Source organism: Candidatus Poriferisodalis sp., from assembly GCF_965208895.1.
GTDB lineage: Bacteria > Actinomycetota > Acidimicrobiia > Acidimicrobiales > Poriferisodalaceae > Poriferisodalis.
Genome location: NZ_OZ242363.1, coordinates 564947 through 586128, shown reverse-complemented (window position 1 = coordinate 586128; position 21182 = coordinate 564947). Strand labels below are relative to the sequence as shown.

Below are 21182 nucleotides of genomic sequence, written 5' to 3'. Positions count from 1 at the left end.
AGCCTCTAAGGGTCTACAGCAGCTCGCGTGCCGCATCGGCGATGGCTGGAGCGGTGAAGCCGAAGTGGTCCATGAGCACCCCTCCGGGTGCGCTCGCACCGAAGCGATGCATGGTGATGGTGGCGTCGGCATAGCGGTCCCAGCCCATCGGAGACGCAGCCTCCACACCGAGTACGGGGACGCCCTGGGGGAACACGGCCGCTCGATAGGCGGGGTCTTGGGCTTCGAAGAGATCCCAGCTCGGCATCGACACCACCGAGCTGGCGATGCCGTCCTCGGCGAGCAGCGCGGCCGCTGCCGTGCAGCACTGCACCTCGCTGCCAGTGCCCGCCAAGATGACCGCAGGAGCCGGGGTGTCGATCAGGACGTAGGCACCGCGCGCGACTTGCGCAGCGCGGTCGGTGCCGTCGAGCACGGGGACGTTTTGGCGTGTCAGCACCAGAGCAGTCGGGCCATCTCGCTCAACCGCTATCTGCCAGGCCTGAGAGGTCTCATTGGCGTCGGCGGGCCTGATCACGCACAGGCCTGGTATGGCGCGCAGCGATGCGACGTGCTCGACCGGCTGGTGTGTCGGCCCGTCTTCGCCGACGCCAATGGAGTCGTGTGTCCAGACGAAGACGGTTTTCGCGCCGCTGAGCGCAGCCAGCCGTACCGCGGGACGCATGTAGTCGCTGAAGACCAGGAACGTGCCGACGGCGGGCAGCACCCCGCCATGCAACGCCATGCCGTTGGCGATTGCGCCCATGGCGTGCTCGCGGACACCGAAGTACAGCTTGCGGCCCCCTGGATTCTCCGCCGAGAGCACTTCGGCCGTGACGTTCGTGCCGGTGTTGCCGGTCAGGTCGGCACCGCCGCAGATGAGGGCGGGCACGGTGTCCAACGACGCGTCGAAGACCCGGTTGGCGGCAACCCGCGTCGCCATCTGGGTGCCGGCCTCGAATGTCGGCAGATCGGACAGCCGGCCGCCCACGGCGCCCGCCGACCACAGCGCGTCGAGCCAGTCTCGGTCGTGCCCGCTTGCCGCGAACCGGGTTTCCCACTCGAGCCGCTCAGCCGCGCCGCGGGCACCGGCTGCCAGATAGGCCTGCGCCACGTCGTCCTCTACCAAGAATGAGGCGTCGGGATCCATGCCCATCGCCCGCTTGGCGGCGGCGATCTCGTCGGCGTCGGTGATCGCTCCGTGCGCCGCCGAGGTGTCCGATGCCGTGGGCATCGGGTAGCCGATGTGGCTGCGGACGATGACCACAGAGGGCCGGTCGCTGACCAGCATGGCCTCGCGCAGGGCCCGCTCGAGGGCTTCGACATCCTCGGCCCTGTCTCCGAGGTCCGAGACGTGCCAGCCGTATGCCTCGAATCGCCGAGCCGCGTCGTCACTCAGCGCCAGGTCGGTGCTGCCGTCGATCGTGATGCGATTGTCGTCGTATACGGCGATGAGTCGCCCGAGTCGCTGGTGCCCGGCGAGCGATGCCGCCTCGTGGCTGATGCCTTCCATCAAGTCGCCGTCGCTGATGATCACGAACGTGCGGTGGTCCACCAGGTCAGCGCCCAGCCGGGCGCGCAGGCCTCGTTCGGCCAGTGCCATGCCGACGGCGTTGGCGAAGCCCTGACCCAAGGGTCCGGTGGTGACCTCCACGCCCGGGGTGAGGCCGCGTTCGGGATGGCCCGGCGTGATCGAGCCGAGCTGGCGGAAGTCGCGGATGTCCGACAGCGTGACGCCGTAGCCCACGAGGTGAGCAATGGCGTAGGTGAGCATCGACGCGTGGCCTGCGGACAGGATGAACCGGTCGCGGTCGGGCCAATTGGGTGCGGTGGCGTCGTAGCGCAGGATGCGGCTGAACAGCACGTGCGCCAGCGGCGCCAACGCCATGGCCGTGCCCGTGTGGCCGCTGTTGGCGCGCTTCACGGCGTCCATTGCCAGCGCCCGGATGGTGTTGATCTGCCGAGCTTCCAATTCGATGTTCCCGGCTGATGCATTCATGTCGATGCGCTCACGTTTCGTTGTTCACCCTGATGGAAGTGGTCGGAAATCTGGTCATCTGATCGTGGCGGTGTCAGCGATGCGCCTCAGACGTCGCTGTCAGGCTCTTCGTTGTCGGTGAAGAGCGCCATCGAAGCCGTGAAGCCGTGCAGGTAGGAACGGTTGCCGACGGGTCCTATCTCGCCAGCGCAGAACATGCCGGCGAGTTCGGTGCTGGTCCGCTCGACGATCATGTGCGCATCGTGATGGGGCGTCTCGAACAGATGGGTGCCGCGGCCGTTGCAGGTGAACAGCAGGGCGCCTGAGGCCGACATGGCTTCGGGCGCCCGGTTTCGGAGTGCGGCGGTCAAGTCTTCGTGAGCCGTGAGCGCATCGCGTACGTGGAATTGCACCGTCGCGCCTACCGGTGCTTCGTCACCGATGGCGATGGCGCCGCTCTCGCGGTCTGCACCGAGCACGCCGCGGATCAGGAAATCGCCTCGCTCGAATTCGATCTTGCGTTCGTCGGTGACCCGGCCGACATGCAGGCCCCGCTGGACGAGCTGCTGGTCTGCTGGGTCGAGCTGGGAGAACATCTGCTCGAGCCGTTCGAACGGGGGCATGCCGCCGAGCGACCGCACGACGTTGCCCTCGGCCTCGGTGATGATGTAGGGCTGCCCGATGGGCCGGCAGCCTTGAGAAACCAAGTGTGTGACGCTCGCGCTGCCGCCGAGGACCAGCGCAGCAGCGCCGGAGCGATGCACGCCGCCGTCGACGACGATGCGGTTGCCGCCGGGCATGGGAGCACCTGAGGACAGTCCGCCGAGCACGCCGACCTGGGGCCAGCGTTCGGCCCAGTGCGCGAGCGCCGCATCGGCTGGGTATGAGTACGGGTCGGCCAGCAGGATCATCGAGAGTTCGCCGCTGGCCTGCACCTCCTCGAACGCCGCGGCGAGTGCATCGTCGTCGTCGGCCGGTCCGGGCACGCCGTCGAGCCGGACAGCGCGCGCGCGTGGGCCCTCGATCGAGCCCAGGCTGCCGGCCCACAGCACCGCCGCGGTCTCTTCCTCGATCTCGCGCTCACCTGCGGCGACCGAGCTTGCGGTCGTGCCGACGAATGCGCCGGGGTTGAGCAGTTCGACGACGGCGGCGGCAATCTCGTCGGTGTGAGCGAGGTGGTCTCCCGACGTGAACAGGAGTGCCACGTCGGGCTGAGCTCCCAACGACTCCAGCACGCGGCCGACGATCTCGCCGGTCGCCATACCGGGATCGGCGTGCTGGGACAGACCGACGGTGAAAGGCATCGCTGATCGGCGCCTAGCCGCTCTGGGCCGCCGGAGTCCCGGTCCAGCCGCCCGTGCCAGCAGGCGCCTCCGGTGCCTCGGGGTCGTCTGCGGGTGGGCTCATCGTCAGCGGGATCACCACGGCGTCGCCTTGATCGACGCGGCAGTGGGCCTCGATCGTGGTTGGCTCGTCGAAGGTCAGCTCGGCTTGGACGAGGTTGTAGCCGAACTTGCCGGGCTCGACGCTGAGCGGCTGCACGTTGCGCGCGACCTGCTCGTCGCCCCGCATGAACCGCACCTCCAGTGCCGCGAGGCCGGTGTGCGTCTCGGGGCATCGGACGAGCACGAGCATGTGCGGCGTGATGGTCACCGGGAACGGCCCCGGTGCGGCCATCGAGAAGTGAACGCCGCCGAGATCGATGCGTGCGGCACCGCCCGCGGCCTGCCGCATGTCGAAGTGCTCGATGAACAGCGCTGACATGATCTGCACGCTGTGGATCGTAGGCGTGCGGAACGGCCGACAGGCGAACGCTCTGGGCGCCCCGTCGTGCCTGTGTGCCGAGCTCACGGGACGCGCCGGATGCGCCGCCGTAGATTGCCCTCATGGCACACAGCGCGAAATTCGACGGAACCTATGGACCCAGCACGTGGGACTGGGTGCGAGAACAAGCTGACGACTATGAAGCGTCGGCCGGCAGAGAAGCGAACACGCTGCGCGACACCGGGTTGCCGGTCATCGTGATGACGACGGTGGGACACAAGAGCGGTCTGGTGCGGAAAGTCCCGCTGATGCGCGTCGAGCACGACGGCGAGTACGCGATCGTCGGCTCCAAGGGCGGCGCGCCGGCGCATCCCGGCTGGTACCACAACCTGATGGCCGATCCGACGGTGCTGATCCAGGACGGGCCCGAGCCGTTCGAGACCACCGTGCGCCTGATCACTGGCGCCGAGCGTGACGAGTGGTGGGAGCGGTGCGTCGAGGCCTTCTCGCCATACGCGGAATATCAGGCCAAGACCGATCGCGAGATCCCGGTCTTCATCACCGCCCGTCGCGACTGACCTCACGGCACGCGCAGGAGCCTGACAGGGCAGAGACACGAGGTCCCAGCGCGTGGTTGCTGCCGTCACGAGCCAGGCAGCGCCAGCCGACGCGGGCTGCTCGGGGCGGGCTACGAGTTCAGCCCGTGGGCCCGTGGAGTACGTAGTCGTCCTCGCCTCAGTCGAAGCCGTCTGACCCGAGGTTGCACCGTTCGGCGCAGATGCAATACATTCATACTTTGCCGTCATCGTCTTCACAGATTTCGTCTGGGCTTCCCCCAAGTTGTGGAGGGTTGATCAATCGAGGCGTGTCGACTCAATCGACGGACCGTTGAGCACGCCCTGAGCGATGGCTCGGGGTGCTGCTCACAACCTCGAACCGCGCCACGGCGGGACCGCTTGGTTCCCGCCGAGAGGGCGGCGGCTGTGAGTGGCTAACACGGCCCTGCTTCGGAGAGAACCACCTATGTTTCGACAACCGCAGGTGCGCCGATGGTGGGCCGCGATGTCGCATCGCTGGAGGGAGACTGTCGGCACGGTCGCGGCCGTGGCGATGGTCGCCGTCGCCATGTGGTGGATGTGGCCCGAGAGTAACGACGGTGACGCCACGGCAGATGAAGCCGCAGCCTCGCAGGCCGCGGCGACCTCGACGCTGCCGCCGCCCAGAACCGCGACGACCACGACGGCAGCGCCCGAATGGCCGCCGTGGTGCGGCCGGTACGCCGCCCTGCGTGTCGCGAACGACGCCTACGACGACGCCCAAGCCGCCTACGACGACACTCTCGACGCCTACTACGCCGGCAACGAGGATGCCCGGTTCAGCCGGCGCTTCGACGCCCGCGGTCACCACTACGACGATTACCGAGCCGGCTGGGACGCGTTCCACGATGCCCAAGCCAGCGGCAACCTATTCTCCGACATCGAGTTTGACCCTCCCGCCCTCGCCCGCTATAGCGCCGCCGTGGATGCCGCGAATGGCCGCTGGACCGACGACTTGAGCAGTCTGGCCCGAGCCGCGGGCGAGCGCGGAAAGGCTTGGATGTCTCTTGACCCCGCCGTCGAAGCTCTTAACAGAGCTGCCGTTGGGGCGCTGCGGTCCGCTGTGCCCGATGGCGTGGACTGGCTCGACGTGAAGCAGACGTGCGAGGCGTGAGCGCCGCCCCGGCTTCGTTGCGACGCTGCATCGACCACCCCGTCGCAACGCTGCGCGCCATCATGTGGCGCAGCGCGTGGCTTGTCGTCGCGGCAATGACGGCAGCGCAGCTCGTGGTGCCGTCCGCTGCGGCCCACATCATGCGGTGCAAAAGTATTGCTTACATGTGATGAGTGCTTTGCTACCATGAGGGCATGACCAAGACAAACGAGCGCCTTAGGCTGCCGAAAGGCAGCAGCATGACGCCCGACCAGTGTCAGAACCTGCTTGATGCGCTCACGGAGTGTCTTGAAGCGCGCAGGCACTATGACGCAATGGACCATGAGCTCCCCTCGCTTGCCGGCGGAGCAAACCCCGACGACCTTGATACGCCCGAGAATGTCGAAGTAGTGCTGACGGGTCTGCGGGCCAACAATCGACGCCGTAGGGCCGTAAGGCGGGCTCACGCTGCTGGTGCCTCGCTGGCTTTGGCGGGACGCTTCGTCGGCGTGTCCAACGCCACGGCACATCGGTGGTGGAACGGCTTCATGGCGGAGTCTGACGGCGAGTAGACCCTCGAGGTCTTTCGGCACACCACCACCTTGGCAATGGAGAAATTCGGGCAGTTGAAGACTCGTTCGGAGTTACGCTGCCGACATGCCTCAGCGGCCTCCGCCCACCCCGATGCGCGACGACTTGCCCGGGAAAGACCCGCATCCGGAACCGACCGAGTCGATGTTCCGCTGGCCCCAAGCGCTCCCAAGGGCGCGGGGCCCGTGGCACGTGTACATCTCCACGGTCCTGAGCCTCGGTGAACGTCAACGCGTCGACGAGTCTGCGCAAGACAATTGGAAGGCTGCGGCAGACCAATCGCTTATGAGCTGGGTGCTGGTGGGTACGCACATTCAACGCGCCATGGACGATCTGGCCGAAACAGCCCCGGCCAAGCGGTGAGCGGAGAGGACGTCTCGAAACGAGACGACGAGTCGGATGAAGACGTAGAGCGCTACGAGCGGACGACGAGCCTCAGCTACGTAGGCCCTCTGCCGCCGGCCTCCGAATTCGAACGCTACGAAGCGGCTGCACCAGGCGCGGGCAAGGCAATCTTGGAGCTCGCCGATAACAGTTCTCGGCGAGCCCACGAAGCTCAACTCGACAGCAACAAGACAGCAAGGCATATCACCTGGTCCGTGGTCGTCATTGTCGGCATCGTCGCAGTGGTCGTACTCGTCGTCTCACTGGCGCTCATCGATGCGGGCGCCGAAACGCTCGGCGCCGTGGGGAGCATCACCGGTGCCGTGTTCATCGGGTTGGGGGTCCTGTCGCAATGGATACATGCACGGCGAACCGAGCGGGCTAACAGCGCATAGTTCCTGTTAGCAGGCGTCACCCGCTCGCGGCCCCAAGTCTGTTGACTCGGGCGCCTTGGCCCGTGAGGTCGGTGTATGCAGAACTAGCGGGCGAGCAGGTGGCGGTACACGGCCGCCGCGCGTTCCAGCTCAGAGATGTCGACCCATTCGATGGCTTGGTGAGCTTGATCGATGGAACCCGGGCCGAACACCACAATCTGGTCGGCGACCTCGCCGTAGCGCAGTGCATTCGTGCCGAAGTCGGCAACGGCGGGGCTGTGGCCTGACATTTCCGCCAGGGCGGCGACGAGATCGCTGCCGGGCGCTTGGAAGAACGCGTTGCTGCCAAACCCGTTCGCCAGTTGGACCTTGACGCGAGCCGGCAGGGCTGCGGCGCGAATCAGCTCAGTGAGGCGGGTGGACTCTTGTTCGTAGTCCTCCCTGTCGGCGATGCGTCGCCCGACGTAGAGCTCGCAATGGTCCGGCACGATGTTGCGTGCCCGCCCGCCGCTCATCTCGTTGACCGACACGGTGCCGGCGCCGAGTGCGCCGACCTCGTGCTGGCTCGCGAGCCGTTCCTGCTCGGCATCGATCGCTGCGACGATTCGTGCGCCCGCTGACAGTGCATTGATGCCGAGGTGGGGTTTGGAGGAGTGCGCCGCACGCCCTTCGACCTCGACTTCGAGGCCGAGGCCGCCCTTGTGGCCGTACACCGGTGCGCACATGGTGGGTTCGGCGACCACGATCTGCTCGCGGCGTTCGTTGCGTTCGAGCAGCCGGTCGCGGTACGCCGAGGCGCCCGCCAGACCGCCGCCCTCCTCGGAGATAGTGCCGACCAGCTCGACGGTGCACATCGGCCGGCGACCCCCAGCGGCCATCTCGCCGAGCACGGCAAGCACTACGGCCAGAGTCGCCTTGGTATCGACCGATCCCCGCCCCCAGACGCGCTCTTCGCTGATGCGGCCGTCGAAGGGGTCGCCCTCCATGTGCTCGACGCCGACCGTGTCGAGGTGCACATCCACCGCAAGCATGCGTTCGGTCTGGCCGGCGAACAGGGCGTAGACGTTCGGGCGACCCGGCTCGATCTCGTCTAGCTCGACCTCGGCGCCCAGCGCCGCTGCTCGCTCCGCGACCCAGTTGGCCATGTCGGCCTCGGCGACGGTGCCCGATCGTGGGCCATGGTGCATTGGGTTGACACTGGGGATGCGCACCATCTCGCTCAGCAGCTCCGCGATGGACTGGCCGGTTGCTGTGCCGCCAGTGGTGCCTGTCGCTGTGCCGTCGCTCATGAGTCACCTCTTCGTGGCGGAGCGTACGCGCAGCACAGTGGCGGTGCCGCGAATGAGGGCTTGCCATCTGGCGAACCCAGTGAACGGCGCAGATCGCCGACATTGCGTGATCCCAATGGCGAGACTGGGTTCATCGAAGTGGGTTCGCCACGATGCAGGCCTTGACGACTGAGGCCGTACCGTTATGCCCCATGTCGAGCAGTCCTGCCTCAACTGGCCCACCGGACACGACCTCGCCGCCGGCCGCGGCCGCGAGTGGCGCGCGGGTGCTGGCGGAGCTGCCCGCCGGTGAGCGGGTGGGCATCGCCTTTTCGGGCGGGCTCGACACCTCGGCGGCGGTTGCGTGGATGAACGAGCGTGGCGCGCTGGTGTGCGCCTACACGGCCGATCTCGGCCAGTACGACGAGCCGGACCTGTCGAGCGTGCCGCAGCGGGCGCTGGACTACGGCGCTCATGCGGCGCGTTTGGTGGACTGCCGGGCTGCGCTCGTGCGAGAGGGCCTGATGGCGCTGCAGTGCGGCGCGTTTCACATCTCGACGGCGGGACGCACGTACTTCAACACCACGCCGCTCGGGCGGGCGGTGACCGGCACGATGCTGGTGGCCGCCATGGCCGAAGACGGCGTGGACATCTGGGGCGACGGCTCGACGTACAAGGGCAATGACATCGAGCGCTTCTACCGCTACGGCCTGCTCGTGAACGCCGAGCTGCGCGTCTACAAGCCGTGGCTGGACGCTGCGTTCGTCGACGAGCTCGGCGGTCGCGCGGGCATGAGCGAGTTCTTGGTGTCTCGTGGCTTGCCGTACCGGGATCCCACCGAGAAGGCCTATTCCACTGACGCGAACATCTGGGGCGCGACCCATGAGGCCAAGAGCCTCGAGGACCTGGCGACCTCGATGGAGATCGTCGAGCCGATCATGGGCGTCGCCCAGTGGGACCCAGCGAACGACATCGAACCCGAAGACGTGACCGTCCGCTTCGAGGCCGGCTGGCCGGTGGCAATCGGCGGGCGCGAGTTCACGGCCTCGGGCGCGCAGAGCGCCGACCATGTCGCATTGGTGCTCGAAGCCAACTCCGTGGGGGGTCGACACGGCCTCGGCATGAGCGATCAGATCGAGAACCGTGTGATCGAGGCCAAGTCGCGTGGCATCTACGAGGCCCCGGGCATGGCACTGCTGCACATTGCCTATGAGCGACTGCTGTCCGCGATCCACAACGAGGCCACGCTCGAGAACTACCGAACGATGGGACGCCGCTTGGGCCGGCTGCTCTATGAGGGACGCTGGTTCGATCCCCAAGCGCTCATGCTGCGCGACTCGCTGCTGCGCTGGGTCGGCTCGGGCGTCACCGGCAAGGTCACGTTGCGGCTCCGCCGCGGCGACGACTACTCGGTGCTCGATACCAGCGGCGAGGGCCTGACCTATGAGCCCGATCGACTTTCGATGGAGCGTGTCGAAGACGCTGCCTTCGGCCCGGCGGATCGGATCGGGCAGCTCACCATGGCCAACTTGGACATTGCCGACAGCCGAGCGAAGCTCGCCGCGTACCGGGAATCAGGCCGGCTCGGACCCGGCGGCGTGGCCGAGCTCGACAGCTGAGCTGCCGCGCCGTGGCGGGTACATCGGGCGTCAGCCCGCCGAAGGGACGCGGAAGCTGTCGAGGATGTCGTTGAACGTGGGACTCGGCCGCATGGCAGCCTCAGCCAGCGCGGGGTCGGGCAGGTAGTAGCCGCCCAAGTCGACGGGATCGCCCTGGCAGTCCACCATCTCGGCGAGTATCTGCTGCTCGTTACCGGCGAGAGCCGCGGCCAGCGGTGCGAACTGGCTGGCCAGTTCTGCGTCGGTGCCCTGGTTGGCCATCTCGTCGGCCCAGTGGTTCGCGAGATGGAAGTGGCTGGCGCGGTTGTCGGGCTCGTTCACCCGGCGGCTGGGCGCACGGCCCTCAGCGAGCCAGGTGCCGATGGCGGCGTCGAGGGTGTCGGCCAGCAGCTGCGCGGCGGGGTTGTCGGCAACCCGTGCAAGGTGCTCGAGCGACACCGCCAGGGCAAGGAACTCTCCCAGGCTGTCCCAGCGAAGGTGGTTTTCGGCCACCATCTGCTGAACGTGCTTGGGTGCCGAGCCTCCGGCCCCCGTCTCGAAGAGCCCGCCGCCGGCCATGAGCGGCACGACCGAGAGCATCTTGGCCGAGGTGCCCAGCTCGAGGATCGGGAACAGGTCGGTGTTGTAGTCGCGCAGGACATTGCCCGTCACCGAGATGGTGTCGAGTCCGCTGCGGATGCGCTCCAGCGAGAAACGGCAGGCATCCGCCGGTGCCAGCGTCCCGATGTCGAGCTCGCCGATCGAGGCGTCGGTGCCCTGCCGCTCGGCCAGTCGGGCACCGACCTTGCCGATGAGCTGCGCGTCGTGGGGCCGGTCTGCGTCGAGCCAGAAGACCACAGCCGCCCCGGTGAGCTGCCCGCGCTCGATGGCCAGATCCACCCAATTGGAGATCGCTGTGTTCTTGGTGGTGCACATGCGCCAGATGTCGCCGGCTTCGACCTCGTGGCTCATCAGTACCTCGCCAGCCTCGGACACGACCCGCATGCTTCCGGCGACGTCTACCTCGTAGGTCTTGTCGTGGCTGCCGTACTCCTCGGCCTTCTGGGCCATGAGGCCGACATTGGGCACCGAGCCCATGGTCGTGGGGTCGTAGGCACCGTTGGCACGGCAGTCGTCGATCACGGCCTGGAACACGCTGGCGTAACTCGAGTCTGGGATGACCGCCTTGGTGTCTTGCTGGTCGCCCTCGGCGTTCCACATCTGGCCGGAGGCTCTGATCATGGCCGGCATGGATGCGTCCACGATGACGTCGCTGGGCACATGCAGGTTGGTGATGCCGCGATCGGAATCGACCATGGCCAACCCGGGCCGCTCATCGAGCGTCGCAGCGATGTCGGCCTTGATGGCGTCGCGCTGGTCGACTGGCAGCGATTCGACGACGGCCAGCACGTTGGCCCAGCCATCGTTGGGATCGGCGCCTGCCGCGTCCAGCACCTCGCCGTGCCGATCGAACACCGGCGCAAAGAACGCCCGCACGGCGTGACCGAACACGATCGGGTCCGAGACCTTCATCATCGTGGCCTTGAGGTGCAGCGAGAACAGCACCCCGCTCGAACGGGCATCTTCGATCTGAGCGTCGAGGAACTCGCGCAACGCGACAGCCGACATGAAGGTGGAGTCGGCCACCTCGCCTGCGTCCACCGGCACTTTGCGCATCAGTCGCACGTTGCCCTCGCCGTCGACGTGCTCGATGCTCAGCGAGCCGGCGCCTTCCACGGTGACCGACTGCTCGTTGGAGCGGAAGTCGCCGCCGGACATCGTCGCCACATGGGTTCGGCTCTGTGGCGACCAAGCCCCCATCGAGTGGGGGTACTGCCGGGCGTATTCCTTGACGGCGCGGGGCGCGCGGCGATCGGAATTGCCCTCGCGCAGCACCGGATTCACTGCCGAGCCCTTCACCCGGTCGTAGCGCTCTCGAATCTCCTGCGCGGAAGCATCGGCGGGGTCGTCGGGATAGTCCGGCACCGCATAACCCGCTGCTTGCAGCTCGGCGATGGCGTCCTTGATCTGCGGCACCGAAGCGGAGATGTTCGGCAGCTTGATGATGTTGGCATCACGATCCTGGGTCCACTCGCCGAGCTCGGCCAGTGCATCGCTCCTGCGCTGGTGAGGCTCGAGCGTGTCTGCGAAGACCGCGATGATCCGACCGGCGAGAGAGATGTCGCGCGTCTCGACCTCGACGCCTGCCGCGTCGGTGAACGCGGTGACGATCGGCAGCAGCGAGTACGTCGCCAGCGCCGGCGCCTCGTCGGTATGGGTGTAGACGAGCTTCGAGCCAGTGCTGGCAGAGCTCGTGTTGGGGGGCGAGGAGGTCATCGACATAGCGATTCGACGCTACCGCCCGCCGGGTCAGCTGGCCGCGTGCGCAGCAGCCGAGCTTCCCGCCAAACGGCCGAACACCGCGCCCGCCGAGAGGCCCGAGCCACCGGGGTAGTTGCCGTAGAACAGGCCGCCGACCAGCTCGCCCGCCGCATACAGGCCCTCGATCGGTCGCAGATCGGTGTCCATCACGCGTCCGGTTTCGTCGATGCGCAGGCCGCCGAACGTGAACGTCAGCCCGCACGTGACCCGGTACCCAGCGAACGGCGGCGTTTCGATCGGCATCGCCCAGTTGGTCTTGTCGGGGCTGAGACCAGAGGTGCGGCGGCCATCGAGCACGTTGGGGTCGAACGCGACGGTACGGTCGACCGCAGCGTTGAATTCGGCGATGGTCGCCAGCGCGCCCTCGGTGTGCACGTCGTCCATGCGAGCGCAGAGCTCTTCGATGCTGTCGGCGGTGACCTTGGTGACCTGCCGGATGCGGTATTCGTCGCGCAGCAGGTGATCAGTGTTGGCATCGAACACCTGCCAAGCCGAGTGACCGGGCTGGGCCAGGATCTCGCGGCCGTAGCGGGCGTAGGTGTAGTTGCGGAAGTCGGCGCCTTCGTCCAGGAAACGCTTGCCATTCTGGTTCAGCACGATTGCGAACGGGTAGCTGTGCTTCTGGAAGCCGTCGCCGACAGCGAGGTCGCCGAACTCCGGGGCGTTGTAGTCCCAGGCGACCGCGTGGGCGCCGCTCCAGTTGCCATAGGGCATGGCGCCGATGTCGAGCGCCATGGCGATGCCGTCGCCGGTGTTGAAGCGGGTGCCGCGCACTTTGGCCAGGTCCCAGCCGGGGCCGAGGTAGCGAGTTCGCCACTCGGCGTTCGCCTGGAAGCCGCCGGCCGCCAGCACCACCGCGTCGCAGGCAACGTCGACGACGCGGCCCTCGCGACGCACGCGAACGCCCCGGGTTGCGCCACGGTCGTCGGTCAGCAGCGAGCGCCCTGCTGCTTCGTGCCACAGCGGGATCTGATTCCGATGGAGCGCGGCCCGCAGGGACTCCACGAGACCCTCGCCGCCGCCGACGGATTCCACGGTGAGGCCGCCCCAGAACGTGAACCGCCCGTCCACCTTGAAGGCCTGACGTCCCCAGATCGGTGCGAAGCGCACGCCGTGGCTCGCCATCCACAGCAAGGTGTCCTTGCTGCGGGTGACGAGCGTGTCCGCTAGCTCGGGATCGCACCGGTAGTCGGTGATCCGGCCGAGGTCGGCGTAGAACTCTTCTTCGGTGTAGGTGCCGAAGTCGGTCATCTCGACCTCGGTGTCGGTGAGGTCGGGCATCAACGCCCGCAAGTCCTCGACGCCGTCGTAGGCAAAACGGATCGCACCGGCAGTGAAGCGGCTGTTCCCGCCGGCTTCGGCCTCGGGCGCCCGCTCGAGAACAAGCACCCGTGCGCCGCCTTCGTGTGCGGCCAGCGCAGCGCACATGGCCGCGTTGCCCGCTCCTATGACCACCACGTCGTAGTGCTGCGAGTTCTGAGGCGGCGGCGCGCTCGGAGGCTGATTCACGCCGGGCGAGCCTATGAGGCTGAGCCGATAGGCGAAGCCGTGGCCCGAGCGGCGCCCAGGCGGGAACCCGGTCGGTGCGCGACGTACGCTGCCGCGATGAGCGAAGAGCAGACAACGACCGACACCGGCGAGCCCGTGGTCATCGACCATGAACGCCTGGCCGGCTTCATTGCCGAGATCTTCCGTCACACTGCGTGCTCGGATGCCGAATCCGAGCGAATCGGCCGCAGCCTTGTGGGCGCCAACCTCGCCGGACACGACAGCCACGGCGTGATCCGCTCAGCGTTGTATGTCGATCTGCTGGCCAACGGCGTTCAGCTCGCCGACCAGGAACTCAAGGTGCTGATCGACTCGGGTGCGCTGATGCTCGTGGACGGTCAGTACGGCATGGGCCAGACCGTCGGTCCTGCTGCGGTGGCGATGGGCATCGAGCGCTGCAAGGAGCTGGGCGTAGCGGTCATGGGGCTGCGCAATGCCGGGCACCTCGGTCGGATCGGCGAGTACGCCGAGATGGCTGCCGCACAGGGGCTCGTCTCGGTGCACTTCGTGAACGTCGCCAACAGCCGGCTGGTAGCTCCGTTCGGTGCCAAGGCGCGGCGCATGGGCACCAACCCGTGTGCATACGGAGCCCCGGTCGCCGGTCGCCGGCCCGTCATCCATGACTTCGCCACGTCGGTGGTGGCCGAGGGCAAGGCGATGGTCGCGCTGCACGGCGGTCCGGCCGTGCCGGACAACGCGTTGGTCTCCGGCGACGGCGAGATCACCGGCGACCCGCGGGTGCTCTACACGTTCGAAGAGGGCCAGCGGCCCAATTCGATGGACGGCCCCGGGGCATTGCGGGCCATGGGGGAGCACAAGGGCTCGGGCATCTCGGTGATGTGCGAGCTGCTGGCCGGTGCGCTCACCGGCACGGGCACAGCGGGCCCGCGCCGGATTCGTTTTGCGAACGGCATGCTCTCGGTGTACGTCGACCCGGCCCAGATCGATGCTGCAGTCGGTGAGACCGACGATGGCTACAACGGGATCGCGGCGGATTATCTCGACTGGTTCTGCGAGGCGGCGGCAATCGATCCCGACCAGGCGGTGAAGCTGCCCGGCGACGTCGAGCACGAGCGTCGCCAGCACCGCATGGCCAACGGCATCACGCTGCCCGCGGAGACCTGGGAGAGCATCTGCAGCGGCGCCCGCGCCGCCGGCGTGCCCGAATCAACGATCGCTGTGGCAGCCGGCTGACGCCTCGCGCGGCGCACCGGCCGGGCAGCACTTCGTTCGGCGTGTGGATGATGTGGATGGGCGATGCGCCCACCAGCAGCCGGGCAGGGCTCAACTGCACCTCCCTTCGCTGCCACGGTGTCAGGGTAGTTGGGGGCGCTCATCAGCAGAACGCCGTGTTCCCTCTTGAGCACATGAACGCATCGATGTGGGCGTCCCATTCGGCCGTGGTGAGCTGCGGATGTCGCTGCGGAGCCGCTGTATGCGGAGGCCACGGCGTGCAAGCTGCCGGTCGCGAAACTGCTGCAGAAAGCCATCCGCGCCGAGCGAGTCTGAGCTTGTGTCGGGATGCCGATCCGGTACGCTCAAAGTGTCCGGTTGGCCACGGAGGGCATGGACGGGAGCGCGTGGAGTGCATCAGTGATCGCCAGAGTTCCTTTGGTCCTGGAACCGCAACCCGAAGGCGGCTTCACCGTCACCTCGCCTGTGCTGCCCGAACTCGTGACTGAAGGCGACTCTGTGTCGGAAGCACTCGCCAACGCCGAAGACGCCTTTGCGGCAGTCGTGGAAATCTACGAGGACCGTGGTCGCCCGCTGCCGCCGAGCGTTTACCTCGATGACGAAGATGGACCAGTAGCAGTCGAGGCGCTCGTTGCCATTCCGTGAGATACCGGGACGCAGCTCGCAAACTGAACAGGCTGGGATGCCATGAGGTGCCCCGCATCGGCGGCGGCTCGCATCGGCGTTGGTTCAATCCCGAGAATCAACGTGACACCGTGCTTCCCGACTGGCGCGGGCGCGACCTGAAGATCGGAACCGTGCGTGCCGCTGTCAGACAACTGGGCATCGACTGGCGCCGGTTCCAAGACGCATAGGCGCGCTACCCGTCAAGGGTGGGGCCGGCAGCGCGAGTGGCGTCACGGAAATTCGTTTCTGGCTCCCTCGATGTGGGTGCCAAGATCGGGCAGTGACGGAGGGGTGTATATTTATGCGTATGCCGAGGATGCAGGTGTACCTGCCGGAGCCGCTGTATGCGGAGGTCAAGGCGCGCAAGCTGCCGGTCTCGAAACTGTTGCAGGACGCCATTCGTGTGGAAGTCCAACGCCGCGACCTGATTGCTGCGGCAGAAGCTGACGCGGCGGATCTGTTCGAGGAGGTCGGCGCACCTGATCCGGCCGAGATTGCCTGGGCAGAGGACTTGGCAAGGCGTTTGGCTCGACGTGACGAGCGCGCTGCCAGCTGAGTCCGAACGTCATGGCGCTCGTGCTTGACTCCGGTGGAGTGTCGTTCCTCGCAGGCCGCAGCAGGGGAGCTGGCGTGTTGCGGCTCACGCTTGTCTCAGAAGGTGTCTGGCCGCCGCTGGTGCCCTCGCCGGTGCTGGTGGAGTGCCTGCGCGATCCTGGCAGGGACGCCAACACCAACTGCCTATTGAAGTCCTGCGGCATCGTGACGGACATAGACGAGGGTGTGGCGCGCCGGGCAGCTTGGCTCAGGACGCGTGCTCGTCGCGGCTCGGCAATCGACGCACTGGTGGTCGCTTGTGCTGAACCTGGAGGATCGGTACTCACCGGTGATCGCGGCGACATCAGTGCACTGGCTGCGCATGCCCGTGATGTCAGGGTGGAGCAGATCTGACTCAGTGGTGCTGAGGTTTGTTCCCTACTCGTCGAGGGTCGGGCCTTGGCCCTGCACTCGGGTCTGGCGCATGTAGCGGCGCCAGCGGTCGGCGTCGTAGCCGGCACCGCGGTGCAGCATGCAGCGGTTGTCGTAGATGACGGTGTCGCCCGGGCTCCAGCGATGCGAGTACACGTCTTGGGGCCGGGTGGCGCCGGCGTTCAGCTCGTCGATCAGCCGCCGGCTCTCGATGCCGTGCCACCCGACAATGGACCGGGCGTGAGACCCGACGTAGTAGTTCTTCAATCCGTTGTTGGGATTGGTGCGCACGAGCCGGTGGGGGATCGGCGGCAGCGATGCTGCGTGGTTGAAGTCGACCGGGGCCACCTGGGTGCGGCTGAAGACGTAGTCGTGCAGGACCTGGAGGTCGCCGATCTCGGCTTGGCGTGACGCGTCGAGCCGCTCGTAGGCAGCCCGCTGGCTGGCGTACTCGGTCTCGCCGCCCTCGCCGGGCACCTCGTAGGCGTGCAGGATCGACACGTATGACGGCACGAGCCGGAACGACGAGTCCGAGTGCCAGAGGTTGTTGCCCTTCTGATTGCGGGTCAGCGGATCCGATTCGTCTCGCTTGGAATCAGCGTCGATCACGTTGCCGATGGTGCCGAAGTACACGACCTTGCCGGTCTTGCCGAACACGACATGATTGGGCTCGGGCTCGCCGAGCAGTTCGGTAAGTGCGAGCTGTGCTTCGTCGGACATGTCTTGGCCCGGGAAATGCAGCAGCGAGTATGTGTCGATCGCGTCGACCAGGGCCGCTCTCGCCTCGCTGTCAAGCTCTGCGGTCAGGTCGATTCCCGTGACCCGGGCTCCGAAGTCGGGATGGATCGGATCGATGGTCAGCATCGGTTCAGCTCCGGTCCTCAGTCCTCGCTGCTCAGTTCTCGTGGCGGGCCAGCGAGCCGCCTTCGGCTGCCAGCCGTTCCAGCAGCGGGCTCGGCGTCCAGTGGTCGCCGCCCAGAGTCTCGTCGTAGTGGCGAATGCGGCCCAGCACCTCGGCCAGCCCGATCTCGTCTGCCCAGTGCATCGGGCCGCCGGTGTAGATCGGCCAGCCGTAGCCGTTGATCCAGGTGACGTCGACGTCGCTGCCTCGCAGTGCGATGCCTTCGTCGAGGATCTTCGCGCCCTCGTTGACCATCGGGTACAGGCAGCGTTCGAGGATCTCCTGGTCGGTGACCTCTCGCAGCACCGCCCCCCGCTCGGAGGCGAATTCGCGGATCATCTGCTCGACCTCAGCGTCGGGGGTCGACGCTCTGGTGTCGGGGTCGTAGATGTAGTAGCCCCGGCCGTTCTTCTGTCCTCGCCGACCCGACTCGCACAGCACCTCGCGCACCGTCGAGCTCGACGAGGTGGCTTCATTCCAGCCGACGTCGAGCCCGGCGAGATCGCTCATGGCGAACGGTCCCATCGGGAAGCCGAAGTCGTACACGACCTTGTCGATCTGGGCCGGCGCGGCGCCTTCCAGCAGCATCTTCTCGGCCTCGATGCCTCGCATGAACAGCATCCGGTTGCCGATGAAGCCGTGGCAGACGCCGCACAGCACCGGTGTCTTGCCGATCCGCTTGCCGATCGACATCGCAGTGGCAATCGCCGTGTGCGAGGTGGCATCGCCCCGCACGACCTCGAGCATCCGCATGACGTTGGCAGGGGAGAAGAAGTGCATGCCGATGACGTCTTCGGGGCGCGACGTGGCCGAGGCGATCTCGTTGACATCCAGCGCCGAGGTGTTGCTGGCAAGCACCGCACCCGGCTTGCAGATGGCGTCGAGCTGGGCGAATACGTCCTTCTTGAGCGCCATGTTCTCGAAGACGGCCTCGATCATCAGGTCGCAGTCGGCGAAATCGCCCATGTCGGTCGAACCCTGCAGCAGGTCCATCCGGGTCTGCACATCGTCCGAGGAGATGCCGCCCCGCGCAGCCGTGCGCTCGTAGTTGCGCCGCACCACGCCGAGACCCCGTTCCAGACTCGCCTCATCGCGCTCCACGAGGGTGACGGGGATGCCGATGTTGGCGAAGTTCATGGCGATGCCGCCGCCCATCGTGCCCGCGCCCAGGATGCCGACACGCGCAATGTCGACTTGGGGGGTGTCCCGCGGCACGTCTGGCACCTTCTGAGCAGCTCGCTCGGCGAAGAAGTAGTACTGCTGCGCGTCGGCCTGCGAGCTGCCCATCAGCTCGCCGAAGATGCGCTGCTCGGCAGCGAGGCCTGCCTCGAAATCGCCGCTGGTGCCGGACTCGACAGCGGCCTCCACGCAGCGGACGATGCAATCGGGTGCCTCGAAGCCTCGCGTCCTGCGGGCGATGGAGGCCCGGAAGGCGGCGAATTGCTCGGCCCCGAAGCCCTCGAGGCGGTCGTTGCGGTCGCGGATGCGCGGGCGGGGCATGCCTTGCGCCACCGCCCGGCGAGCGAACGCCACCGCCCCGGCTTCGAGATCGGCCAGTGAGCTGCCGACGATCTCGTTGATCAGTCCGCAGTCGAGCGCCTCCGCAGCGCCGATGGGATTGCCGCTGACCATGATCTCCAGCGCTCGCTGCGGGCCGGTGATGCGGGGCAGGCGCTGCGTGCCGCCACCGCCGGGCAGCAGGCCCAGCTTCACCTCGGGCAGACCGAATTGCGCCGAGCTGATGGCGACGCGGAAGTGCGCGCACAGCGCCACTTCCAGCCCGCCGCCGAGCGCGGTGCCGTGGATTGCGGCCACCACTGGCTTGCTGCAGTTCTCCATGGCTTCCTGGCCGGGTACGAGACCGGGCGGCTTGGGGGGCTGGGAGAACTCGGTGATGTCGGCGCCGGCGATGAAGGTGCGGCCGTCGCAGATGAGCACGATGGCCGTCGCGTCACTGGCCTCGGCAGCAGCCATGCCGTCGATGAGGCCCTGGCGCACGTGGTAGCTCAGCGCATTGACGGGCGGGTTGTTCACGATGAGCAGTGCCACGTCGTCGCGGCGTTCGAGTCGGACCGACTCGGTGATCTGGTTCTGGTCCTGGGTTGTCATGGGCCGCAGCGTACGCAACGACGGCCCCGCGATTTCGAGTCTGACGCGCTGGAGGCGGCAAATTCTCCCCGATGCGGCCGGGGCCGGGCGATACGCTGCGGATGTCTTGGGCGCACCAGGAGCCCCGAGCAGCATCGAATGGAGCGACGGTGACCGAGAAGCCCGACCCGTTCACGGTCCCGTTCGGGACCATCTTCTGCGACTGGATGACGACGGCGCGAGCCGACGACGGGCCGTATGTATACGGCGGAGCCGCAGAGCCGTTCGGCGACTTCTCGATCAGCCCGGCTGCCCACGTGCTCCATTACGGCAGCGCCATCTTCGAGGGCCTGAAGGCGCACCGCCAAGTTGACGGGTCGTTGGCCATCTTCCGGCTGGACCGCCATGTGGACCGCATGGTGTCCAGCGCGACCCGCCTCCGCCTGCCGGCTATTGAGGGCGATGTCTTGCACCAGATGTGCGTGGACGCTGTCGAAGCGAACTCAGGCGAGGTGCCCGACCCGCCTGGATCGCTGTACATCCGACCGACGCTCATCGGCACCGAGCCCGATATCGGCGCTGCGGCTCGCCCGACCCGCAGTGCGTTGCTGTACGTCGTCAACTGCCCGGTCGGCGACTACTTCAAGGGCGGGGTCCGGCCGTTGACCTTGCTGGTGGAAACCGAGATTCCGCGCACTGTCCCGCAGTTCGGCATGGTGAAGTGCGGCGGCAACTACGCCATGGCGCTCGCTCCCACGCTGGATGCCATGGCCGGCAACGAGGCCATCGATCAGATGCTCTTTGCCACCGGCGGTGACATCACTGAGACCGGGGCGTCGAACTTCTTCCTCGTCGACGACGAGCGGGTCGTGACCCGACACCTCGACGAGTCGTTCCTGCACGGTGTGACCCGTTCGTCGGTCATCGAGCTCGCCGCATCGCTCGGTTACGAGGTCGAGGAGCGCTCGATCGACCCTGAGGAGCTGGTCGACTGGGCCGAGCGGGGCGAGGCGTTCCTGTCGGGCACGGCCGCCGTGCTGGCGCCCGTCGGCACCATCCTGTACGAGGGCAAGACGCTCACCGTGGGCGACGGCGAACCGGGGGCCAACACGATGCGGTTGCGCCAGGCGCTGGTCGACATCCAGGTCGGCGCCGCGCCGGATCCATTCGGCTGGCGCACTCCCGCCAAGGGCTGAGGGCCATGGGCAGCCGGGACGACGACCGCATTGTCTCCTGGACCGCGATGGAGCACGGGACGGCCGAGGACTACGAATTCCTGGACCGTCAGCACTACGCACACACCCGGTCAGGGCTCGTCGACAATCTGCTGGACATCCTGGGATGCTTGCGCGGCCCCACGCTGGGGTACCAAATCGACCGCTACAACCATTCCCTGCAATCGGCCACCCGGGCGCTGCGCAACGGCGAGTCGACCGACTTGGTGGCCGCGGCTTTGCTTCACGACATCGGCGATGCGTTCGCGCCGGAGAACCACAGCGCCGCCGGCGCTGCGGTTCTGCAGCCCTACGTCGATGAGCGCACCCACTGGGTGATTGCTCACCACGGGCTCTTTCAGGGCTACTACTACTTCGGTCATCTCGGCGGGGATCGCAACGCCCGCGAGCAATACCGCGACTCGCCCCATTACGACGCCTGTTTGGACTTCTGCCAGAACTACGACCAGAACTGCTTTGACCCCAAGTACCCGAACCTCACAGCGGAGGAATTCCGTCCCCTGCTCGAAGAGGTCTTCAGCCGCCCCTCACAAGTCCCCGCCACCGCCCCACTGACCTGAACCCGGCCCGGCCATCG

21 protein-coding genes are annotated in these 21182 nt (G+C 67.1%); 13 read left to right on the top strand and 8 right to left on the bottom strand.

The features are described 5' to 3' along the window. Positions 1 to 13: 13 nt before the first annotated feature. The 3 genes from tkt to ACOGJB_RS02725 all read right to left on the bottom strand — a co-directional run bounded on the left by tkt (position 14) and on the right by ACOGJB_RS02725 (position 3730). Positions 14 to 1978 carry a transketolase gene (gene tkt, locus ACOGJB_RS02735; protein ID WP_419839298.1) on the bottom strand — a complete coding sequence of 655 codons (1965 nt, stop codon included), beginning with the start codon at positions 1976 to 1978 and terminating at the stop codon, positions 14 to 16. A gap of 86 nt (positions 1979 to 2064) precedes the next feature. After that, positions 2065 to 3261 (bottom strand): FIST signal transduction protein, encoded by a 1197-nt coding sequence (locus ACOGJB_RS02730; protein WP_419839297.1) that lies wholly within the window; start codon positions 3259 to 3261, stop codon positions 2065 to 2067. A 13-nt stretch (positions 3262 to 3274) separates the two neighbouring features. Then, complete coding sequence (locus ACOGJB_RS02725; protein ID WP_419839296.1) at positions 3275 to 3730, bottom strand: hypothetical protein; 456 nt, start codon at positions 3728 to 3730, stop codon at positions 3275 to 3277. A 113-nt stretch (positions 3731 to 3843) separates the two neighbouring features. Between ACOGJB_RS02725 and ACOGJB_RS02720 the strand changes: the two genes are divergently transcribed. The 5 genes from ACOGJB_RS02720 (at position 3844) to ACOGJB_RS02700 (ending at position 6780) form a co-directional block, all read left to right on the top strand. Continuing rightward, complete coding sequence (locus ACOGJB_RS02720; RefSeq protein ID WP_419839295.1) at positions 3844 to 4299, top strand: nitroreductase family deazaflavin-dependent oxidoreductase; 456 nt, start codon at positions 3844 to 3846, stop codon at positions 4297 to 4299. A 445-nt stretch (positions 4300 to 4744) separates the two neighbouring features. Further along, positions 4745 to 5431 (top strand): hypothetical protein, encoded by a 687-nt coding sequence (locus ACOGJB_RS02715; protein WP_419839294.1) that lies wholly within the window; start codon positions 4745 to 4747, stop codon positions 5429 to 5431. Between the two features lie 194 nt (positions 5432 to 5625). Next, on the top strand, positions 5626 to 5982 hold the full coding sequence (locus ACOGJB_RS02710) for a hypothetical protein (RefSeq protein WP_419839293.1): 357 nt from the start codon (positions 5626 to 5628) through the stop codon (positions 5980 to 5982). A gap of 85 nt (positions 5983 to 6067) precedes the next feature. Beyond that, positions 6068 to 6364 (top strand): hypothetical protein, encoded by a 297-nt coding sequence (locus ACOGJB_RS02705; protein WP_419839292.1) that lies wholly within the window; start codon positions 6068 to 6070, stop codon positions 6362 to 6364. Beyond that, a complete protein-coding gene (locus ACOGJB_RS02700) occupies positions 6361 to 6780 on the top strand; it encodes a hypothetical protein (RefSeq protein WP_419839291.1) in 420 nt (139 codons plus the stop codon). The genes ACOGJB_RS02705 and ACOGJB_RS02700 overlap by 4 nt, the downstream gene beginning before the upstream one ends. Positions 6781 to 6863: 83 nt before the next feature. Here the strand turns inward: ACOGJB_RS02700 and ACOGJB_RS02695 are convergent, their stop codons facing one another. Beyond that, positions 6864 to 8048 carry a M20 family metallopeptidase gene (locus ACOGJB_RS02695; protein WP_419839290.1) on the bottom strand — a complete coding sequence of 395 codons (1185 nt, stop codon included), beginning with the start codon at positions 8046 to 8048 and terminating at the stop codon, positions 6864 to 6866. Between the two features lie 191 nt (positions 8049 to 8239). Between ACOGJB_RS02695 and argG the strand changes: the two genes are divergently transcribed. After that, a complete protein-coding gene (argG, locus tag ACOGJB_RS02690) occupies positions 8240 to 9646 on the top strand; it encodes an argininosuccinate synthase (protein ID WP_419839289.1) in 1407 nt (468 codons plus the stop codon). A gap of 30 nt (positions 9647 to 9676) precedes the next feature. Here the strand turns inward: argG and ACOGJB_RS02685 are convergent, their stop codons facing one another. Both ACOGJB_RS02685 and tcuA read right to left on the bottom strand, forming a co-directional pair. After that, positions 9677 to 11968 carry an NADP-dependent isocitrate dehydrogenase gene (locus tag ACOGJB_RS02685; protein WP_419839288.1) on the bottom strand — a complete coding sequence of 764 codons (2292 nt, stop codon included), beginning with the start codon at positions 11966 to 11968 and terminating at the stop codon, positions 9677 to 9679. Positions 11969 to 11995: 27 nt separating this feature from the next. Next, positions 11996 to 13516, bottom strand: a complete 1521-nt coding sequence (gene tcuA / locus ACOGJB_RS02680) for an FAD-dependent tricarballylate dehydrogenase TcuA (RefSeq protein WP_419839287.1) — start codon at positions 13514 to 13516, stop codon at positions 11996 to 11998. Between the two features lie 96 nt (positions 13517 to 13612). Between tcuA and ACOGJB_RS02675 the strand changes: the two genes are divergently transcribed. The 5 genes from ACOGJB_RS02675 (at position 13613) to ACOGJB_RS02655 (ending at position 16363) form a co-directional block, all read left to right on the top strand. Beyond that, entirely contained in the window at positions 13613 to 14749 is a 1137-nt protein-coding gene (locus ACOGJB_RS02675; RefSeq protein WP_419839286.1) for an Ldh family oxidoreductase, read from the top strand. Between the two features lie 399 nt (positions 14750 to 15148). Beyond that, positions 15149 to 15394 (top strand): type II toxin-antitoxin system HicB family antitoxin, encoded by a 246-nt coding sequence (locus ACOGJB_RS02670; RefSeq protein WP_419840663.1) that lies wholly within the window; start codon positions 15149 to 15151, stop codon positions 15392 to 15394. After that, positions 15391 to 15603 carry a type II toxin-antitoxin system HicA family toxin gene (locus ACOGJB_RS02665; protein ID WP_419839285.1) on the top strand — a complete coding sequence of 71 codons (213 nt, stop codon included), beginning with the start codon at positions 15391 to 15393 and terminating at the stop codon, positions 15601 to 15603. The genes ACOGJB_RS02670 and ACOGJB_RS02665 overlap by 4 nt, the downstream gene beginning before the upstream one ends. 134 nt (positions 15604 to 15737) lie before the next feature. Further along, the gene (locus ACOGJB_RS02660) at positions 15738 to 15971 is read left to right on the top strand and encodes a hypothetical protein (protein WP_419839284.1); all 234 of its coding nucleotides are present in this window, start codon (positions 15738 to 15740) and stop codon (positions 15969 to 15971) included. An 11-nt stretch (positions 15972 to 15982) separates the two neighbouring features. Beyond that, positions 15983 to 16363 carry a hypothetical protein gene (locus ACOGJB_RS02655; protein WP_419839283.1) on the top strand — a complete coding sequence of 127 codons (381 nt, stop codon included), beginning with the start codon at positions 15983 to 15985 and terminating at the stop codon, positions 16361 to 16363. Positions 16364 to 16387: 24 nt separating this feature from the next. Here the strand turns inward: ACOGJB_RS02655 and ACOGJB_RS02650 are convergent, their stop codons facing one another. Beyond that, positions 16388 to 17245: a TauD/TfdA dioxygenase family protein gene (locus tag ACOGJB_RS02650; RefSeq protein WP_419839282.1), complete on the bottom strand. Its 858-nt coding sequence runs from the start codon at positions 17243 to 17245 to the stop codon at positions 16388 to 16390. 31 nt (positions 17246 to 17276) lie between these two features. Then, on the bottom strand, positions 17277 to 19391 hold the full coding sequence (locus ACOGJB_RS02645) for a 3-hydroxyacyl-CoA dehydrogenase NAD-binding domain-containing protein (protein ID WP_419839281.1): 2115 nt from the start codon (positions 19389 to 19391) through the stop codon (positions 17277 to 17279). Between the two features lie 149 nt (positions 19392 to 19540). Here ACOGJB_RS02645 and ACOGJB_RS02640 point away from each other — a divergent pair, with 149 nt between their 5' ends. Continuing rightward, entirely contained in the window at positions 19541 to 20566 is a 1026-nt protein-coding gene (locus tag ACOGJB_RS02640; protein ID WP_419839280.1) for a branched-chain amino acid aminotransferase, read from the top strand. Positions 20567 to 20571: 5 nt separating this feature from the next. After that, a complete protein-coding gene (locus ACOGJB_RS02635; protein WP_419839279.1) occupies positions 20572 to 21165 on the top strand; it encodes an HD domain-containing protein in 594 nt (197 codons plus the stop codon). Positions 21166 to 21182 lie beyond the last annotated feature (17 nt).

Coding starts and splice junctions, on each gene's coding strand:
- ACOGJB_RS02715 (WP_419839294.1), top strand. CDS start 4,745: ATGTTTCGACAACCGCAGGTGCGCCGATGGTGGGCCGCGATGTCGCAT.
- tkt (WP_419839298.1), bottom strand. CDS start 1,978: ATGAATGCATCAGCCGGGAACATCGAATTGGAAGCTCGGCAGATCAAC.
- ACOGJB_RS02650 (WP_419839282.1), bottom strand. CDS start 17,245: ATGCTGACCATCGATCCGATCCATCCCGACTTCGGAGCCCGGGTCACG.
- ACOGJB_RS02710 (WP_419839293.1), top strand. CDS start 5,626: ATGACCAAGACAAACGAGCGCCTTAGGCTGCCGAAAGGCAGCAGCATG.
- ACOGJB_RS02645 (WP_419839281.1), bottom strand. CDS start 19,391: ATGACAACCCAGGACCAGAACCAGATCACCGAGTCGGTCCGACTCGAA.
- ACOGJB_RS02705 (WP_419839292.1), top strand. CDS start 6,068: ATGCCTCAGCGGCCTCCGCCCACCCCGATGCGCGACGACTTGCCCGGG.
- ACOGJB_RS02635 (WP_419839279.1), top strand. CDS start 20,572: ATGGGCAGCCGGGACGACGACCGCATTGTCTCCTGGACCGCGATGGAG.
- argG (WP_419839289.1), top strand. CDS start 8,240: ATGTCGAGCAGTCCTGCCTCAACTGGCCCACCGGACACGACCTCGCCG.
- ACOGJB_RS02675 (WP_419839286.1), top strand. CDS start 13,613: ATGAGCGAAGAGCAGACAACGACCGACACCGGCGAGCCCGTGGTCATC.
- ACOGJB_RS02720 (WP_419839295.1), top strand. CDS start 3,844: ATGGCACACAGCGCGAAATTCGACGGAACCTATGGACCCAGCACGTGG.
- ACOGJB_RS02685 (WP_419839288.1), bottom strand. CDS start 11,968: ATGTCGATGACCTCCTCGCCCCCCAACACGAGCTCTGCCAGCACTGGC.
- ACOGJB_RS02695 (WP_419839290.1), bottom strand. CDS start 8,048: ATGAGCGACGGCACAGCGACAGGCACCACTGGCGGCACAGCAACCGGC.
- ACOGJB_RS02730 (WP_419839297.1), bottom strand. CDS start 3,261: ATGCCTTTCACCGTCGGTCTGTCCCAGCACGCCGATCCCGGTATGGCG.
- ACOGJB_RS02655 (WP_419839283.1), top strand. CDS start 15,983: ATGGCGCTCGTGCTTGACTCCGGTGGAGTGTCGTTCCTCGCAGGCCGC.